We start from the raw sequence: 14,948 nt of genomic DNA, 5'->3' as shown, positions 1-14,948 counted from the left end.
AGGACGCGCTGATCCAGCTCGACATGAGCGAGTACGGCGAGAAGCACACCGTCTCGCGGCTCTTCGGCTCGCCCCCCGGCTACGTCGGCTACGAGGAGGGTGGCCAGCTGACCGAGAAGGTGCGGCGCAAGCCATTCTCGGTCGTGCTGTTCGACGAGGTCGAGAAGGCGCACCCCGACATCTTCAACAGCCTGCTGCAGATCCTGGAGGAAGGTCGCCTGACCGACTCCCAGGGCCGGGTGGTCGACTTCAAGAACACCGTCATCATCATGACGACCAACCTCGGCACCCGTGACATCAACAAGTCGATCCACCTCGGGTTCAACCAGAGTGGTGACGCCGCCGGCTCCTACGAGCGGATGAAGAACAAGGTCCAGGACGAGCTCAAGCAGCACTTCCGTCCCGAGTTCCTCAACCGTGTCGACGAGATCGTCGTCTTCCCGCCGCTGACCCGCGAGCAGATCGTCCACATGGTCGACAACATGATCGCGTCGGTCGAGCTGCGGATGCGCGACCGCGACATGCGGATCGAGCTGACCCAGGCCGCCAAGGACCTGCTCGCCGAGCGGGGCTTCGACCCGGTCCTCGGAGCCCGTCCGCTGCGGCGCACGGTGCAGCGCGAGATCGAGGACTCGATGGCCGAGAAGATGCTCTTCGGCGAGGTCGGGCCCGGTCAGATCGTGCTGGTCGACGTCGAGGGCGAGGGTCCGACCGCGACCTTCACCTTCAAGGGTCAGAAGATGGGCGAGCTGCCCGACCTGCCCCCGCTCGAGACCGCCGACATCGGTGGCCTCGACCTGAGCAAGCCCGTCGAGGACGGCCCGGTCGACATCAAGAAGGCCCCGCCGACCGAGACCGAGGGCGGCGCCGCCGGCACCGGCACCCTCTAGTCCCGCACCACGCTGACCCGTCGCGTCCACGCGACGGGTCAGCGTGGTTTTTGGGGCTAGGTGCTCTGGCGGTAGGTGGTCTGGCCGTGGTCGTCGCCGAAGACGATGACCTTGACCGGGGTGACCTGGAAGACGAGGCCCGGGCCCGGACCGCCGGTGTCCGGGCCGCCCGAGGTGTCGGTGACGAACGTGTCGCCGTCCACCTGCCAGGGCCAGTCGGCGCCGTACTTGGTGTGGTACGCCGCCGCGACGGCCCGCAGCCAGGCGTCGTCGGTGACGCGCGCGGCGGTGCCCTCGACGACGATGTCCTTGCCCTGGGCCCAGCCGTCGGCGCCGAGGGGGCCGGCGGTGACCGCGACGTGCGCGTTGGCCTCGAGGTTGCGCATCTTCTGCTCCTCCTGGCCGGTGACGAACGCGAACGCCTGGTCGTGCCAGACGCCCACGAGCGGCACGGCGTGCGGGCGACCGTCGGCGCGGACGGTCACGAGCCAGTAGAGCGGGGCGTCCTCGAGGCGCTCCTCGACCTCGGCCCAGGGTGGGGCGGCGGCGTCGGCGTCGCCGTAGCGGGCGTCGACCTGTCCGGTGAACTCAGCCATGTCTCTACCGACACCGGGCGGCCGGCGGAGTCATCGGTGGGTGCGGTCAGGGCAAGGCGTAGGTGTCCGGGCCGGTGCGGGTGACGAGCGCGTCGGCGAGCAGGCTCTCGAGGCACCGCGTCCGTTGGGTCCCGTCGGCCCAGGCGGCGTCGAGGGAGGTGCGGTGCACGGGCCCGTCGCTGTCGCGCAGCACCGCGAGCAGGCGCCCCCGGCACTGCCGGTCGGTGCCGGCCCAGGCCTGGGTCCTGCGCGCCGGACCGTCGTACGCCGGCCGCCCGGCCTGGTTCCAGGCGCACCGGCCGGCGATCGGGCAGGTCCCGCACCGGGGCGCGGCCGCCGTGCAGACCAGCGCCCCGAGCTCCATGACCGCGACGGCCCAGGTCGCGGCGGTGGCCTCGTCGTCGGGCAGCAGGCCGGTGGCGAGGTCGCGCTCGGCACGGGTGACCGCCGTGGTGGGGAACTCGACGCCCGAGACCGCCCGGGCGAGGACCCGCCGGACGTTGGTGTCGAGCACGACGTGCCGGCGGCCGTAGGCGAAGCTCGCCACCGCGGCCGCGGTGTAGTCGCCGACGCCCGGCAGCGCGACCAGGTCGTCGTAGGCGTCGGGCACGACGCCGTCGTGCCGCTTGACGATCGCCACCGCGGACCCGTGCAGCCGCAGGGCCCGGCGCGGGTAGCCCAGTCGGCCCCACGCGCGGACCGCCTCGCCGGTCGGCTCGGCGGCGAGGTCGGCCGGGGTGGGCCAGCGCTCCAGCCACGCCTCGTGCACCGGCAGCACCCGCGCCACCGGGGTCTGCTGCAGCATCAGCTCCGAGACGAGCACCGACCACGCCGACGCCTCGGGTCGACGCCACGGCAGGTCCCGCTGGTGCTCGGCGTACCAGGCCAGCACCGGCTCGTGGAGCGACGACTCGGGCACCGGACGATTGTCCTGCGGTGTGGCACCGCCGCGGAGGCCGGGTCGCTCGTTAGCGTCAGGTCCCATGTCGACCCGGAGGCCAGCAGCACGCGCGCCGCAGTCTCCCGGCGTCTACTGGCGGCGCCGGGCCATGGTGGCCGGCACGGCCGTCCTGCTGGTCGTCGCGACCGTCGACCTGGTCCGCGACGACGACGCAGCCCCGAGCGGCGACACTGCCCAGCAGGTCGTCGGCATCCCGCAGCCGAGCGCGACGCCGACCTCGACCGCGACGCCGGTCCGGAAGAAGAAGCGCGGGAAGGGCGTCCTGCAGCCCGCTTCGCCGACCACCACGACGCCGCCGGCCCCCGAGCCGGCCGACCCCGTCGGTGCCTGTGCCGACTCCGACATCGCCATGACCCCCGTGATGGCGCCGGCCGTGGCCGGTCGCAAGATCCTGGTCACCCTCGCGCTGCGCACCCGCGAGGCGGAGGCCTGCACGTGGACGCTGAGCCGCGAGAGCCTGGCCTACAAGATCACCGATGGCGACGACGACGTCTGGTCGAGCAGCGAGTGCCCCGGGCAGCTGCCCGAGGACGAGATCGTCGTGCGCCGTGACGTCACCGCGACCTATCGGATGGCGTGGAGCGGCCGGACGTCCAGCCGCGACTGTCCCGGGTCGATGAGGTTCGTCCCGCCGGGGGACTACGCCGTCCAGGCGGCCGCGATCGGCGGCGAGCCCTCGGCGGTGGTCCCGTTCGTGCTCGCCGACCCGGCCGACGTGCAGCCGAAGGGCCCGATCGGTCCGCCGCTGCCCGAGGGCGTCGGCTAGACGTACCGCTCGAGAATGGTCGACTCGGCGAGCCGCGAGAGCCCCTCGCGCACGCTGCGCGCACGGAGCTCGCCGACGCCGTCGACGATCTGCAGGTCGTCGATGCCGGCGGACAGCAGCTTCTGCAGGGTGCCGAAGTGCTCGACGAGGCGGTCGACCACGGGCGCGGGCAGCCGCGGGACCTTGGCGAGCAGCCGATAGCCACGGGGCGCGACGGCACCGTCGAGGTGCTCGGCGGTGCCGAGGCCGAGGACGCGGGCGGCGGAGGCGGGGTCGACGAGGTCGGTGGCCGAGAGCGCCTCGAGCCGGCCGAGCAGGACCTCGGGGCTCTTGGTGCGCCGGCCGCCGGGCACGTAGTCGCGGATCACCAGCTCGCGCTCGGCGTCGACGCCGGTGATCAGCTCCTCGAGCTGGAGCGAGAGCAGGCGGCCGTCGCTGCCGAGCTCGAGCACGTAGTCCTCGATCTCGCGGGCGATGCGGGTGACCATCTCGAGGCGCTGTGCCACGACCGCGACGTCGCGGACGGTGACGAGGTCCTCGATCTCCAGGGCCGAGAGGGTGCTGGAGACCTCGTCGAGGCGCAGCTTGTAGCGCTCGAGCGTGGCCAGGGCCTGGTTGGCGCGGGAGAGGATCTTGCCGGAGTCCTCCAGGACGTGGCGGGTCTCGCCGACGTAGGCCGCGATGATCTGCATCGACTGCGACACCGAGATCACCGGGAACCCGGTCTGCTTGGCGACCCGGTCGGCGGTGCGGTGGCGGGTGCCGGTCTCCTCGGACGGGATGGTGTGGTCGGGCATCAGGTGGACCGCGGCCCGGATGATCCGGGTGAGGTCGCGGTCGACGATGATGCCGCCGTCCATCTTGGCCAGCTCGCGCAGGCCGGTCGCGGTGAACGGCACGTCGAGGGCGAACCCGCCCGTCGAGATGGACTCGACCGTCCGGTCGTGCCCGATCACGATGAGCGCTCCGGTGCGCCCGCGCAGGATCCGCTCGAGGCCGTCGCGCAGGGCGGTGCCGGGGGCGGTCTGCGCGAGGGTGGCGCGCAGGCGCAGCTGCTCCTCGCTGCGGCCGTCAGTCATGCCGGAACCTTATCCGTCGTCGACGACCTCCAACGCGTGCTTGGTGCGGGAGTCGAGATGGAGCAGGTGCAGCGCCGACCTCACGTCGCGCACCTCGACCACCCGCATGCCCTCCACGACCCGGTCGGTGCGCGCCGACCGGGGACCCGCGGGCTCCTCGCGTCCGGCGGCGGCCGCCGGCACCACCGCCATCTTGAACCCCAGCCGCGACGCCTCGGCCAGTCGTTGCGGCAGGTCGCGCACCCGGCGCAGCTCGCCGGCCAGCCCGATCTCGCCCATGGCCACCACGCCTACGGGCGGCGGGGTGACGAAGGTGGCCGAGGCGAGCGCCACCGCGACGGCCAGGTCGGCCGCCGGCTCGGACAGCCGGGCCCCGCCGACGGTCGAGGCGAAGACGTCGTGGGCGTGGAGCCGGATGCCGCAGTGCTGCTGCAGGACCGCCAGCACCATCGCGATCCGTGAGCTGTCGAGGCCCGAGACGGTACGGCGGGGCCGCTCGAGCGGCGACGGGGTGACGAGCGCCTGCACCTCGGCCAGGAGCGGGCGGCGTCCCTCCATCGTCACCGCCACGCAGGTGCCGGCGACGCGGCCGTGGAGGTGCTCGACGAAGAGCCCGGTCGGGTCGGCCACCGCCGTGATGCCGTCGGCGGCCAGGTCGAAGCAGCCGACCTCGTCGATCGGGCCGAAGCGGTTCTTGACGGCACGCACCATCCGGAACCGGCTGTTGCGGTCGCCCTCGAACTGCAGCACCACGTCGACGAGGTGCTCCAGCACGCGGGGGCCGGCGATGCCGCCGTCCTTGGTGACGTGGCCGACCAGCACCGTGGCGATGTCGCGGGTCTTGGCGACCCGGACCAGCGCGGCCGAGACCTCCTTGACCTGGGTGACGCCGCCGGGCACGCCCTCGACGCCGGCCACCCCGATCGTCTGCACCGAGTCGACGACCAGCAGGTCGGGCCGGACCTGCTCGATGTGGGTGAGGATCGCGCCGAGGTCGGTCTCGGCGGCGAGGTAGAGCTCGTCGTGGACGCCGCCGGTGCGGTCGGCGCGCAGCCGCACCTGGCTCGCCGACTCCTCGCCCGTCACGTAGAGCACCCGCCGCCCGGAGCGCGCGGTCTGGGCGGCCACCTCGAGCAGCAGGGTGCTCTTGCCCACGCCGGGCTCGCCCGCGAGCAGGATGGCCGCGCCCGGCACCAGCCCGCCGCCGAGCACCCGGTCGAGCTCGGCGACGCCCGTGCCGCGGAAGGCCGCCTCGTTGACCTGGACCTGCCCGATCGGCACGGCCGCCGTCGTCACCGGGCCCGCGCTGGTGCGCAGCGTCGGCGCCGTGCCCTCGGCGACCGAGCCCCACGCCTGGCACTCGCCGCACCGCCCGACCCACTTGCCGGTCTCCCAGCCGCACTCGGCGCAGCGGTACTGCGGTCGGGGGGCACGTGCGGTGGTCTTCGCCATGCTCCGCACGCTAGACGGGACCACCGACAGTCACCCGCGCGGGCGCTCGGCCGCGTGTCGGCGTACGGATAGGATCCGCTTTGGATCGATCCAGAGGGGGCCCGGCATGGAACGCATCACCCGCATCTCCTCGCGCGTCCCCGCCGTCGCGCCCACCCTCGCCGACGTCGCCGAGCGCGCGGGGGTCTCGCGCCAGACCGTCTCCAACGCCGTCAACAACCCCGACCTGCTGCGCACCGACACCCTGGCGCGCGTGCAGGAGGCGATCGTAGAGCTCGGCTACGTGCCCAACCGCGCCGCGCGCAACCTGCGCACCCGCGCCTCGCACCTGATCGGCCTGAGGATGAGCCCGGTCCAGGAGGGCACCGCCAACGCCGCGATGGACCGCTTCGTCCACTCCCTCGTCTGGACCTCCCGCGAGGCTGGCTACCACGTGCTGCTGTTCTCGGGTGAGGGTCCCGACCCGCTCGAGGGCTACGACGACCTGCTGCGCTCGACCGCGGTCGATGCCTTCGTGGTCACCGACACCTACCTCGGCAACCCGCAGGCCACCTGGCTGCGCGACCGCCGCGCCCCGTTCGTCGCGTTCGGCCGGCCGTGGGGAGACGAGGCGGCCAAGCACCCGTGGGTCGACGTCGACGGGGCCGCCGGCACGGCCCTCGCCACCCAGCACCTCCTCGACCAGGGCCACACCCGCATCGCGTGGATCGGCTGGCGCAAGGACTCCTTCATCGGCGAGGACCGCCGCGCCGGCTGGAGCCGCGTCCTGCGCGAGCGCGGCCACCCGACCACCGGCATGGCCTCCCGCGTCGAGGACACCGTCTGGAGCGGCCGCGAGGCCAGCGGCGTCCTGCTCGACGAGGCCGACCCCACAGCGTTCGTCTGCGCCTCCGACACCCTCGCCATGGGCGTGCTCCACACCCTCGCCGAGCGCGGCCTCCACCCCGGCCGTGACATCGCCGTCGTCGGCTTCGACGACTCCCAGGTCGCCCAGGTCGTCCACCCCGGCCTCACCTCCGTGCGCCAGCCGCTCGAGGAGGTCGCCATCGCGGTCGTGCGCTCGCTCGAGGACCTCCTCGCCACCCCGTCCTACGTCGGCGCGGGGCTGCTCCTCACGCCGACGCTCACGGTGCGCGGGTCCGGCTGAACGCCGGCGCCAGTCTCAGAAGTCCTTCGACCACACGTTGACCGCGTAGTCGACCTCGAGCCCCTCGTGGTGCCGGACGATCTCGTCGGCGACCGACGGCTTGAACTCGATCCGCACCACCGCCTCGAGGTCGGCGCGCGAGGTGAACCGCCACCCCATGTCGACCTGCGTGCGCGTCCAGCCGCGCGTGACCCAGAACCGCTCGATGTCGGCGGGCGGGGGGAGGTGTGGGTAGCCGCGGCGGAACCACGCGCCGAAAGTGGAGCGCGAGCCGTCGTTGTCGACCACCAGGGCGGTGCCGCCCCGACGTACGACGCGGTCGAGCTCGGTCAGGCCGGGCTCGCAGCCCGGGCCGAAGAAGTAGGCCCAGCGCACGTGCACGACGTCGACCGAGCCGTCGGGCAGGGGCACGTCCTGGGCCGTGCCGGGCAGTACACGGACGTGGCCGAGCCCCGCCGTACGACGCCGCGCGAGCGCCATCAGGTCGGGGTGCGGCTCCACGCCGACGACGCTCCCCGCCCGGGCGGCGAAGAGCGGCAGGTGGAAGCCCGTCCCGCAGCCGAGGTCGAGGACGGTGCGCCCGGACCAGTCGACACGCGACTCGAGCGCCGCCCACAACCGGCCGTCGGGGTCTACGGCGCGGTTCTCCACCTCGTAGGTCGCGGTGTGCTTCCAGATGTTGGGGCTGGGGACGGCCCCGGGCAACGGTCGGCTCACCGGTCCGCGACCAGTCGGACTCAGATCCGGACGAGGCCGCCGGGCGTCATCACCTGGGCGGCGAGGATGCCGGGGGTGCCGTGCGGGGCGACCCACTCGACCTTGACGTCCTCGAGCGGCGCCTCGACGGTCTCGCCGAGCCACTCGCTCACGCGCTGCGGGTCGCCGGCGATCTCCAGGCAGGCCAGGGAGAACGTCGCGTCGGAGCCGGTCGAGGGGTGCAGCTCGGCGGGGCTGTCCCACTCGATGAAGAAGGGCAGCTGCGGGTCGGAGAGCAGGCCGTTGACGCCGATCTGCTTCCAGAGCAGCTCGGTGCCGTCGGGGAGGTGGCGGTTGCCCTTGACCGACGACCGCCCGAGGCGCGCCTCGATGATGCTGATGTCGTCGACCGCGACGACCCAGCCGAGCCAGCCGCCACCGGCGGCCGAGCGGGCCTTGACGGCCTGGCCGAACGGCGCCTTGTCGGACGCCGGGTGGTCGAGGGCCTCGACGACCTCGAGATAGGTCTTGTCGGCCAGCGGGAGGATGCGGTTGCGGGTGCCGAAGCGCGGGTGGATGCCACCGTCGACGAAGTGACGCCCGAGCAGGTGACCGATGCGCTGGGCCGTGGCGTCGAGTCCGTCAGGGCCGGCGGCGTAGGAGAGATGGTCGAGGCGCATACGGATCATTGTCAGCAGAGCGTTCGACGGCTCCGACGCCGGGGTGCCGATGTCTTGATGTCAAGAGGTCCCGCTCGGAGAGTGAGACGACCTCATCCGTCGGGGTGACGAGTCCAGAGGTCCGGCGACGGGTCAGCGCGGGTCGGCGGGGTGCAGCGCGAGCGCCGACCGCGACCGCACGTGGGCGTCGCAGTGCCGCACGAGCTCGGCGTAGGCCTCCGGCCCCATGAGCGCCACGAGCTCGGGCTCGTGGGTGACGTAGACCGGCTCGGGGGCGACGTGGGCCTCGGTGTTGCTCGAGCAGTACCAGTCGAGGTCGTGCCCGCCGGGGCCCCAGCCGGCGCGCTCGTACTCGCCGATCGACACCTCGGTGTAGGTGGTCCCGTCGGTGCGCGTGACCTCGCGGAACGTACGCCGCAGCGGCAGCTGCCAGCAGACGTCGGGCTTGGTCTCGAGCGGGTTCTTCTCGAGCACGAACGCCAGCGCGTGCAGGGCGCAGCCCGCGCCGAGGTGGAAGTCGGTGCGGTTGTGGAAGACGCACGCGGACTGGCCGTCGACCTCGTGGGCGAGGGTCTTGCGGTCGCCCTCGTCGTCGGTCTCGATCCAGTCCTTCTTCTTCACCTTGCGGCCGGGGTGGAACTGCCACAGCGTCTCGTCGAGCATCCCGACGTAGCCCGCGACCCGCTTCTCGTCCTCGTCGCCGGCGAAGTGGGCGCCGAGGGTGCAGCAGCCGGTGTCGGGGGAGTCGGCGTAGATGCCTTTGCACCCCTGGCCGAAGATGCACGAGAAGCTGCTGGTCAGCCACGTCAGGTCGCAGCGCATCATCTCGGTCTCGTCGGCCGGGTTGACGAACTCCACGAACGCGCGGGGGAAGACGACATCGACCTCGGGCACGGCCCAACCCTACGGGGCTGGCTCACCCCGACGTGGCACGTCCCACACGAGGCGGCCGGGTACGGTTGAGCCATGCGCCTCGGCGTCCTCGACATCGGTTCCAACACCGGCCACCTCCTCGTGGTGGACGCCCACGACGGCGCCGCGCCGCTGCCGGCGTTCTCCTACAAGCAGCCGCTGCGGCTCGCCGAGCACCTCGACGAGGCCGGTGCGGTCTCGCCGACGGGCATCGACGCGCTGGCGGCGTTCACGGCGGAGGCGCTGGTCGTCGCCGAGGACAAGGGCTGCGAGGACATGCTGTCCTTCGCGACCTCCGCGGTCCGTGACGCCGTCAACAGCGACGACGTCCTCTCCACCGTGCGCGACCGCACCGGCGTCGACATCGGCGTGCTGTCCGGCGAGGACGAGGCGCGCCTGACGTTCCTCGCCGTACGTCGGTGGTTCGGCTGGTCCGCGGGCCGCCTGGCGGTCTTCGACATCGGCGGCGGCTCGCTCGAGATCGCGGGCGGGGGCGACGAGAGGCCCGACGTGGCCTGGTCGCTGCCCCTCGGCGCGGCCCGCCTGGCGCGCTCGATGTTCGCCGAGCAGCCCGACGAGGCCGGGCTCAAGGCCATCCGCAAGAAGATCCGCGCCGAGATAGCCCGCGACGCGGGCAACCTGCTGCGCGCCGGCACGCCCCACCGCGCGGCGGCGACGTCCAAGACGTTCCGCTCACTGGCCCGCATCTGCGGGGCCGCGTCCTCCGACGAGGGATCCCTGGTGCCGCGCAGCCTGCCGCTCGAGACCCTGCGCGGCTGGATCCCCAAGCTCGTCGCCATGGACCGCGACGACCTCGCCCACCTGCCCGGCGTCTCGCCGAGCCGCACCCACCAGATCGTGCCGGGCGCGCTCGTCGCCGAGGCCTGCATGGACATCTTCGACCTGGCCGAGCTCGAGATCTGCCCCTGGGCGCTGCGCGAGGGCGTCATCCTCGAGCGCATCGACCGGTTCAGCATCGCCAACGTGCCCGCCCGCCCGTCGGGCCCGACCCGATGACCCGGGTCGGCCTCTCGACGTCGTCGGTCTATCCCGAGTCGACTGCCCACGCCTTCACCTACGCCGCCGCGATCGGCTACGACGCAGTCGAGGTCATGGTCGGCATCGACGCGCTCAGCCAGCAGACGTCCGCGGTCCTGCAGCTCTCCGAGCACCACGGCGTCCCGATCAGCGCGGTCCACGCGCCCTGCCTGCTCTTCACGCAGCGGGTCTGGGGCACCGAGCCGTGGGGCAAGCTCGAACGGTCGGCCGAGATGGCGTCCGAGGTCGGCGCCGAGGTGGTCGTGGTGCACCCGCCCTTCCGCTGGCAGAAGGACTACGCCCGCGACTTCGTCAACGGCATCGCCGCGCTCGAGAACTCCACCGGCATCAGGTTCGCCGTCGAGAACATGTATCCCTGGCGGGCCACCAAGAAGCGGGGCGCCGAGATGTACCTCCCCGGCTGGGACCCCTCGGCCGAGCCCTACGCCAACACGACGATCGACCTCAGCCACGCCGCCATCGCCCACTCCGACGTGATCGAGATGGCCGACCGGCTCGGCGACCGCCTGCGCCACGTGCACCTCACCGACGGCAGCGGCTCGGCCACGGACGAGCACCTCGTGCCCGGCCGTGGGTCCATGGGGGCCCAGGCCTTCCTCGAGCACCTCGCCAGGACGGGCTTCGCCGGGGAGATCGTCGTCGAGATCAACACGCGCAAGTGCGCGACCCGTGAGGAGCGAGAGGCCGACCTGCGCGAGTCGCTGCTCTTCGCCCGCGAGCACTTCGCCGTGCCCACGCCCTGACGCGGTCCCGGCCGAGCGTCACGCGCTGACCAGCCCGGTCTCGTACGCCGTCACGACGAGCTGCGCGCGGTCGCGGGCGCCGAGCTTGAGGAACAGCCGCGACACGTGGGTCTTGGCGGTCAGCGGCGAGAGGACGAGCTCGGCGGCGATCTCCTGGTTGGACAGGCCGCGGCCGACCAGCGCGAGGATCTCGCGCTCGCGGGGGGTGAGCTGCTCGAGCCGGCTCTGGTCGGGCGGTGTCGGGGCGTCGGGCGGCGCGGGCGGAGCGACCGGGTGGGAGGCGACATAGGCCTCGATGAGGCGCATGGTCACCTGCGGGGCGAGCAGGGCCTGCCCGTCGTGGACCAGGCGTACGGCCTCGATGAGGGCCTCGGGCTCGACGTCCTTGAGCAGGAAGCCGGCGGCCCCGGCGCGCAGTGCGCCGAAGACGTACTCGTCGAGCTCGAAGGTCGTCAGCACGACGACGCGGGTGCCGGACAGGCGCGGGTCGGCGGTGATCCGGGCGGTGGCCTCGAGACCGTCGACGCGGGGCATCCGGATGTCCATGAGCACCACGTCGGGCACCAGCGCGACGGCGAGCTCGACGGCCTCGGCGCCGTCGACGGCCTCGCCGACCACGTCGAGGTCGGGCTCGGAGTCGAGCAGCGCCCGGAAGCCCGCGCGCACCAGCGTCTGGTCGTCGACCAGCAGCACCCGGATCGTCACGGCACTCCCACCGGCAGCGACGCCGACACGCGCCAGCCGCCCTCGGCCCGTGGTCCCGCCTCGAGGGTGCCGCCGACCGCGGCCGCGCGCTCGCGCATGCCCCGCAGGCCGTTGCCGGAGCCGGTGCCTTCGAGCGGGGTCGGTGCGGTGCCGCCGTCGTCCTCGACCTCGATGACCACCATCTCGCGCAGGCCGTCGTCGCCGCGGGTGACCCGCACCCGCGCCGAGGTCGGTCCGGCGTGGCGCATCACGTTGGTCAGCGCCTCCTGGACGATCCGGTAGCCGGTCGCCCCGACGGCCGCGGGGAGTGCTCCGGCCGCCGGGTCGATCCGGACGTCGAGGTCGATCCCCGCCGAGCCCAGGCCGTCGCGCAGGCTGCCGATCTCGGCGAGACCCTGCGTGGGCAGGACCGGTGCCGCCGGGTCGTCGTCCTGGCGGAGCAGGCCGAGCATCGAGCGCAGGTCGCCGAGGGCCTCGCCGCTGACCTTCTTGATGTCGCGCAGGGTGGCCCGTGCCTGCTCGGGGTCGCGGTCGAGGAGGTGCGCGCCCACCCCCGCCTGGACGTTGATCGCGACCATGGCGTGGGCCACGACGTCGTGGACGTCGCGGGCGATACGCAGCCGCTCCTCGCCGACGCGGCGCAGGGCCTCCTCCTCGCGGTTGCGCTCGGCGGACTCGGCGCGCTCGACGAGCGCGGCTGTGTAGCAGCGACGGTCGTGGGCGGCGACCCCGAGCGCGAGCGGCAGGGCGACGAGGGCGAGGTTCTTGAGGGTGTCCCAGTCGCTGATGCTGTGCGGGCTGTAGACCAGGATGATCGTGAGGACCGCGGGGAAGGTGGCCGCAGCGGTCCACAGCGCGGCGCGCCGCCCGAGGCTGCTGGCCAGGCCGTAGGCGCAGACCACGGCCGGGATCGCGATGGTCTGGTAGATGCTCGACGTGCTGGTGATGCCGACGAGGGCCACCATCGCGAGGACCATCGCCAGCACCGGGTGGCGCCGGCGTACGACGATCGGCAAGCAGGCCACGAGGATCGCCAGCACGGCCGCCACGGTGACGGTGGACTTCGCGTTGCGGTCGAGCTCGACGAGCATCGCGGCCGCGCACAGCACTGCCGCCACGACGTCGAGGACGCGTGGCGGCAATGCGGGCAGGCGGGTCACGTCTCGACGGTAGACCCGTCACGACCCGCCCGGCGTCGTCCTCAGGGAGTATTCGCGAGCGTGGGAGGACGCTCGGTGAGGACGACCGGCTCCTCGCGGAACCCGATCCGGTCGTGCAGGCGGCGCAGCGGCATCGGCGACCACCAGTTCCACTTGCCCAGCAGGCCCATCAGCGCCGGCACGAGGAGCGAGCGGACGACGAACGCGTCGACCAGGACGCCGACGGCCGTGGCGACGCCGATCTGCTGGATGAAGGAGATCTCGCTGGTGCTGAAGGCGCCGATCGCGACCGCCAGCAGGATTGCCGCGGCGGTGACGACGCTGCCGGTGCGGCCCAGGCCGGTGGCGACGGCCTCGCGCTCGGTGAGCCCGGAGTCACGGGCCTCCTTGATCCGGCCCAGCAGGAAGACGCCGTAGTCGGTCGACAGGGCGAAGACCAGGGCGGCCGCGACGAGGAAGTCGGTCGGCTCGATGCCGCCGTTGGGCGTGTAGCCGAGGAGCCCGGTGAGCCGGCCGTCCTGGTAGACCCAGGTCAGGGCGCCGAGCGAGACGCCGACGGTGAGCGTGTTCATCACGACCGCCTTGAGGGGCAGCACGACCGAGCCGGTCATCAGCCAGAGCACGAGCAGGGTCAGCAGCACCAGCAGCCCGACGGCGAGCGGCAGGCTGGAGCCGATCGCGTCCTGCTGGTCGACGAACTCGGCCGCGGGTCCGGCGACGAGGGCGTCGCTGCCGAGCTCGTCGGCCAGGTCGCGGACCTCGCCGACCACGCGCTGGGCGTCGTCGCCGGCGGGGTCCCCGGCGACGGAGAGGTCGACCTGCCACGTGTCGGCGTCGAGCTGGACGGCCGGGGTGGCCTCCTCGACCCCGGACAGCTGCGCCGCACGCTCGGCCAGGGTGGTGGCCCGGTCGGCGTCGGCGGTCTCGATCGCCACGGTCACCGGGGTGGTGCCGGTGGCGTCGTACTGCTCGGCGAGGGTGTCGGACACGACCCGGGCGCTGAGGTCCTTCGGCACGGCGGTGGCGTCGACGGGGGTCCACTCGGCGCGCAGCGCCGGGGCGGCGAGGGCGACCATGACGACGGCGGTGACCGCGGCGACGGTGCCGGGGCGGCGCATGACGGCGTGCGACAGGCGGTACCAGCGGCCCTCGGACGCCGTACGACGACGGCGGGCGAGCTTGGCGCCCCACAGTCCGAGGACGGCCGGGGTGATGACCAGCGAGGCGATCGCGGCGACCACCGCGACGACGGCGCCGGCGACGCCCATCGACTTGAGGAAGCCCAGCGGGAACACGGCGAGCGTGGCCAGCGCGACAGCGACGGTGGCGGCGGAGAAGGCGACCGTGCGGCCGGCCGTGGCCATCGTGGTGAGGACGGCGCCGACGGTCGGGCCCTGCTTGTCGAGCTCCTCGCGGTAGCGGGTCAGCAGGAACAGCGTGTAGTCGATCGCCAGGCCGAGTCCCAGGCCGATGACGAGGTTGAGGGCGAAGACGCTCAGGCCGTAGACCTGGTTGATCCCGGCGAGTGCGAGGAAGGTGCCGAGCACCGTGGTGACGCCGACGACGAGCGGCAGCAGTGCTGCGCGGCCGCCGAAGATGAGCAGCGACAGGAGCAGCAGGATCGGGAAGGCCATCAGCTCGGCGCGGCCGAGGTCCTCGCCGACCTGCTCGCCGATCTGGAGGCCGGCGACGGCGCCGCCGCCGACGCTGACGTCGGGGTCGTCGGCGAAGACGTCGATCGTGTCGCCGGCGACCTCCTCGCTGTCGGCTGCGGCGTCGATCGTGCCGAGCACGATGGCCGAGCTGCCGTCGCGGGCCTGGCCGCCGGGCATCGCCTCGACGATGCCGGGCACGTCGGCGAGCCGGTCGGCGACCGCCTCGGCCTGGTCGGGGTCGCCGACCAGGACGACGAGCCCGGGCGAGGTCTCGCGGCCGGTGGCGGCCTCGATCCGCTCGACCGCGCGGGCCGAGTCGGCGTCGGCGGGGGCGAACCCGCCGTCGGTGTCGAGCGCCCCGGCGACCGGGCCGCCGATGGCGCCGGCGACGACGACGAAGAGGAAGACGGCCACGAGGGCGCGTCGGGGGTGGTCGTGGATGGCCCT

At 73.2% G+C, this 14,948-nt stretch carries 15 protein-coding genes; 5 read left to right on the top strand and 10 right to left on the bottom strand.

Translation table 11 applies throughout. The features are described from left to right. Positions 1-890, top strand: an 890-nt coding sequence (locus tag Q7T52_RS04395; protein WP_304799769.1) for an AAA family ATPase, incomplete at its 5' end; no start/stop codon positions are given. A gap of 56 nt (positions 891-946) precedes the next feature. Here the strand turns inward: Q7T52_RS04395 and Q7T52_RS04390 are convergent. Both Q7T52_RS04390 and Q7T52_RS04385 read right to left on the bottom strand, forming a co-directional pair. Then, complete coding sequence (locus Q7T52_RS04390) at positions 947-1,486, bottom strand: pyridoxamine 5'-phosphate oxidase family protein (protein ID WP_304799768.1); 540 nt, start codon at positions 1,484-1,486, stop codon at positions 947-949. A 46-nt stretch (positions 1,487-1,532) separates the two neighbouring features. Next, positions 1,533-2,405, bottom strand: coding sequence for an A/G-specific adenine glycosylase (locus Q7T52_RS04385; protein WP_304799766.1), 873 nt, complete (start codon positions 2,403-2,405; stop codon positions 1,533-1,535). A gap of 64 nt (positions 2,406-2,469) precedes the next feature. Here Q7T52_RS04385 and Q7T52_RS04380 point away from each other — a divergent pair, with 64 nt between their 5' ends. After that, positions 2,470-3,213 (top strand): hypothetical protein, encoded by a 744-nt coding sequence (locus Q7T52_RS04380; protein WP_304799764.1) that lies wholly within the window; start codon positions 2,470-2,472, stop codon positions 3,211-3,213. Here the strand turns inward: Q7T52_RS04380 and disA are convergent. Together disA and radA are read right to left on the bottom strand one after the other, a co-directional pair. Continuing rightward, positions 3,210-4,292, bottom strand: a complete 1,083-nt coding sequence (gene disA, locus Q7T52_RS04375; RefSeq protein WP_304799762.1) for a DNA integrity scanning diadenylate cyclase DisA — start codon at positions 4,290-4,292, stop codon at positions 3,210-3,212. The two genes, Q7T52_RS04380 and disA, sit on opposite strands and share 4 nt — an antisense overlap. Positions 4,293-4,301: 9 nt before the next feature. Then, positions 4,302-5,744 carry a DNA repair protein RadA gene (gene radA, locus Q7T52_RS04370; protein WP_304799760.1) on the bottom strand — a complete coding sequence of 481 codons (1,443 nt, stop codon included), beginning with the start codon at positions 5,742-5,744 and terminating at the stop codon, positions 4,302-4,304. Positions 5,745-5,850: 106 nt separating this feature from the next. Here radA and Q7T52_RS04365 point away from each other — a divergent pair, with 106 nt between their 5' ends. After that, a complete protein-coding gene (locus Q7T52_RS04365; RefSeq protein ID WP_304799758.1) occupies positions 5,851-6,891 on the top strand; it encodes a LacI family DNA-binding transcriptional regulator in 1,041 nt (346 codons plus the stop codon). Between the two features lie 15 nt (positions 6,892-6,906). Here the strand turns inward: Q7T52_RS04365 and Q7T52_RS04360 are convergent, their stop codons facing one another. The 3 genes from Q7T52_RS04360 to Q7T52_RS04350 all read right to left on the bottom strand — a co-directional run bounded on the left by Q7T52_RS04360 (position 6,907) and on the right by Q7T52_RS04350 (position 9,161). Beyond that, positions 6,907-7,608, bottom strand: coding sequence for a class I SAM-dependent methyltransferase (locus Q7T52_RS04360; RefSeq protein WP_304799756.1), 702 nt, complete (start codon positions 7,606-7,608; stop codon positions 6,907-6,909). 20 nt (positions 7,609-7,628) lie between these two features. Further along, on the bottom strand, positions 7,629-8,267 hold the full coding sequence (locus Q7T52_RS04355) for a VOC family protein (protein ID WP_304799754.1): 639 nt from the start codon (positions 8,265-8,267) through the stop codon (positions 7,629-7,631). 132 nt (positions 8,268-8,399) lie between these two features. Next, complete coding sequence (locus Q7T52_RS04350; RefSeq protein ID WP_304799752.1) at positions 8,400-9,161, bottom strand: hypothetical protein; 762 nt, start codon at positions 9,159-9,161, stop codon at positions 8,400-8,402. Between the two features lie 72 nt (positions 9,162-9,233). Between Q7T52_RS04350 and Q7T52_RS04345 the strand changes: the two genes are divergently transcribed. Both Q7T52_RS04345 and Q7T52_RS04340 read left to right on the top strand, forming a co-directional pair. Continuing rightward, positions 9,234-10,196 carry a Ppx/GppA phosphatase family protein gene (locus tag Q7T52_RS04345; protein ID WP_304799750.1) on the top strand — a complete coding sequence of 321 codons (963 nt, stop codon included), beginning with the start codon at positions 9,234-9,236 and terminating at the stop codon, positions 10,194-10,196. Further along, positions 10,193-10,981 carry a sugar phosphate isomerase/epimerase gene (locus Q7T52_RS04340; RefSeq protein WP_304799749.1) on the top strand — a complete coding sequence of 263 codons (789 nt, stop codon included), beginning with the start codon at positions 10,193-10,195 and terminating at the stop codon, positions 10,979-10,981. The genes Q7T52_RS04345 and Q7T52_RS04340 overlap by 4 nt, the downstream gene beginning before the upstream one ends. An 18-nt stretch (positions 10,982-10,999) precedes the next feature. Here the strand turns inward: Q7T52_RS04340 and Q7T52_RS04335 are convergent, their stop codons facing one another. The 3 genes from Q7T52_RS04335 to Q7T52_RS04325 form a co-directional block, all read right to left on the bottom strand. Next, positions 11,000-11,686 carry a response regulator transcription factor gene (locus Q7T52_RS04335; RefSeq protein ID WP_304799747.1) on the bottom strand — a complete coding sequence of 229 codons (687 nt, stop codon included), beginning with the start codon at positions 11,684-11,686 and terminating at the stop codon, positions 11,000-11,002. After that, entirely contained in the window at positions 11,683-12,846 is a 1,164-nt protein-coding gene (locus Q7T52_RS04330) for a sensor histidine kinase (protein ID WP_304799745.1), read from the bottom strand. Before Q7T52_RS04330 ends, Q7T52_RS04335 begins: the two co-directional genes overlap by 4 nt. Before the next feature lie 41 nt (positions 12,847-12,887). Then, on the bottom strand, positions 12,888-14,948 hold a 2,061-nt coding region (locus tag Q7T52_RS04325), incomplete at its 5' end, for an MMPL family transporter (protein ID WP_304799743.1).

Source organism: Nocardioides sp., from assembly GCF_030655615.1.
Classification (GTDB): Bacteria; Actinomycetota; Actinomycetes; order Propionibacteriales; family Nocardioidaceae; genus Nocardioides.
Note: the sequence above shows the minus strand (reverse complement) of the source record. Positions and strands in the feature narration are given on the sequence as shown.

Bases quoted from the DNA above. Each gene is read 5' to 3' on its own strand.
- Q7T52_RS04390 (WP_304799768.1), bottom strand. From the start codon at position 1,486: ATGGCTGAGTTCACCGGACAGGTCGACGCCCGCTACGGCGACGCCGAC.
- Q7T52_RS04380 (WP_304799764.1), top strand. From the start codon at position 2,470: ATGTCGACCCGGAGGCCAGCAGCACGCGCGCCGCAGTCTCCCGGCGTC.
- disA (WP_304799762.1), bottom strand. From the start codon at position 4,292: ATGACTGACGGCCGCAGCGAGGAGCAGCTGCGCCTGCGCGCCACCCTC.
- radA (WP_304799760.1), bottom strand. From the start codon at position 5,744: ATGGCGAAGACCACCGCACGTGCCCCCCGACCGCAGTACCGCTGCGCC.
- Q7T52_RS04365 (WP_304799758.1), top strand. From the start codon at position 5,851: ATGGAACGCATCACCCGCATCTCCTCGCGCGTCCCCGCCGTCGCGCCC.
- Q7T52_RS04355 (WP_304799754.1), bottom strand. From the start codon at position 8,267: ATGCGCCTCGACCATCTCTCCTACGCCGCCGGCCCTGACGGACTCGAC.
- Q7T52_RS04345 (WP_304799750.1), top strand. From the start codon at position 9,234: ATGCGCCTCGGCGTCCTCGACATCGGTTCCAACACCGGCCACCTCCTC.
- Q7T52_RS04340 (WP_304799749.1), top strand. From the start codon at position 10,193: ATGACCCGGGTCGGCCTCTCGACGTCGTCGGTCTATCCCGAGTCGACT.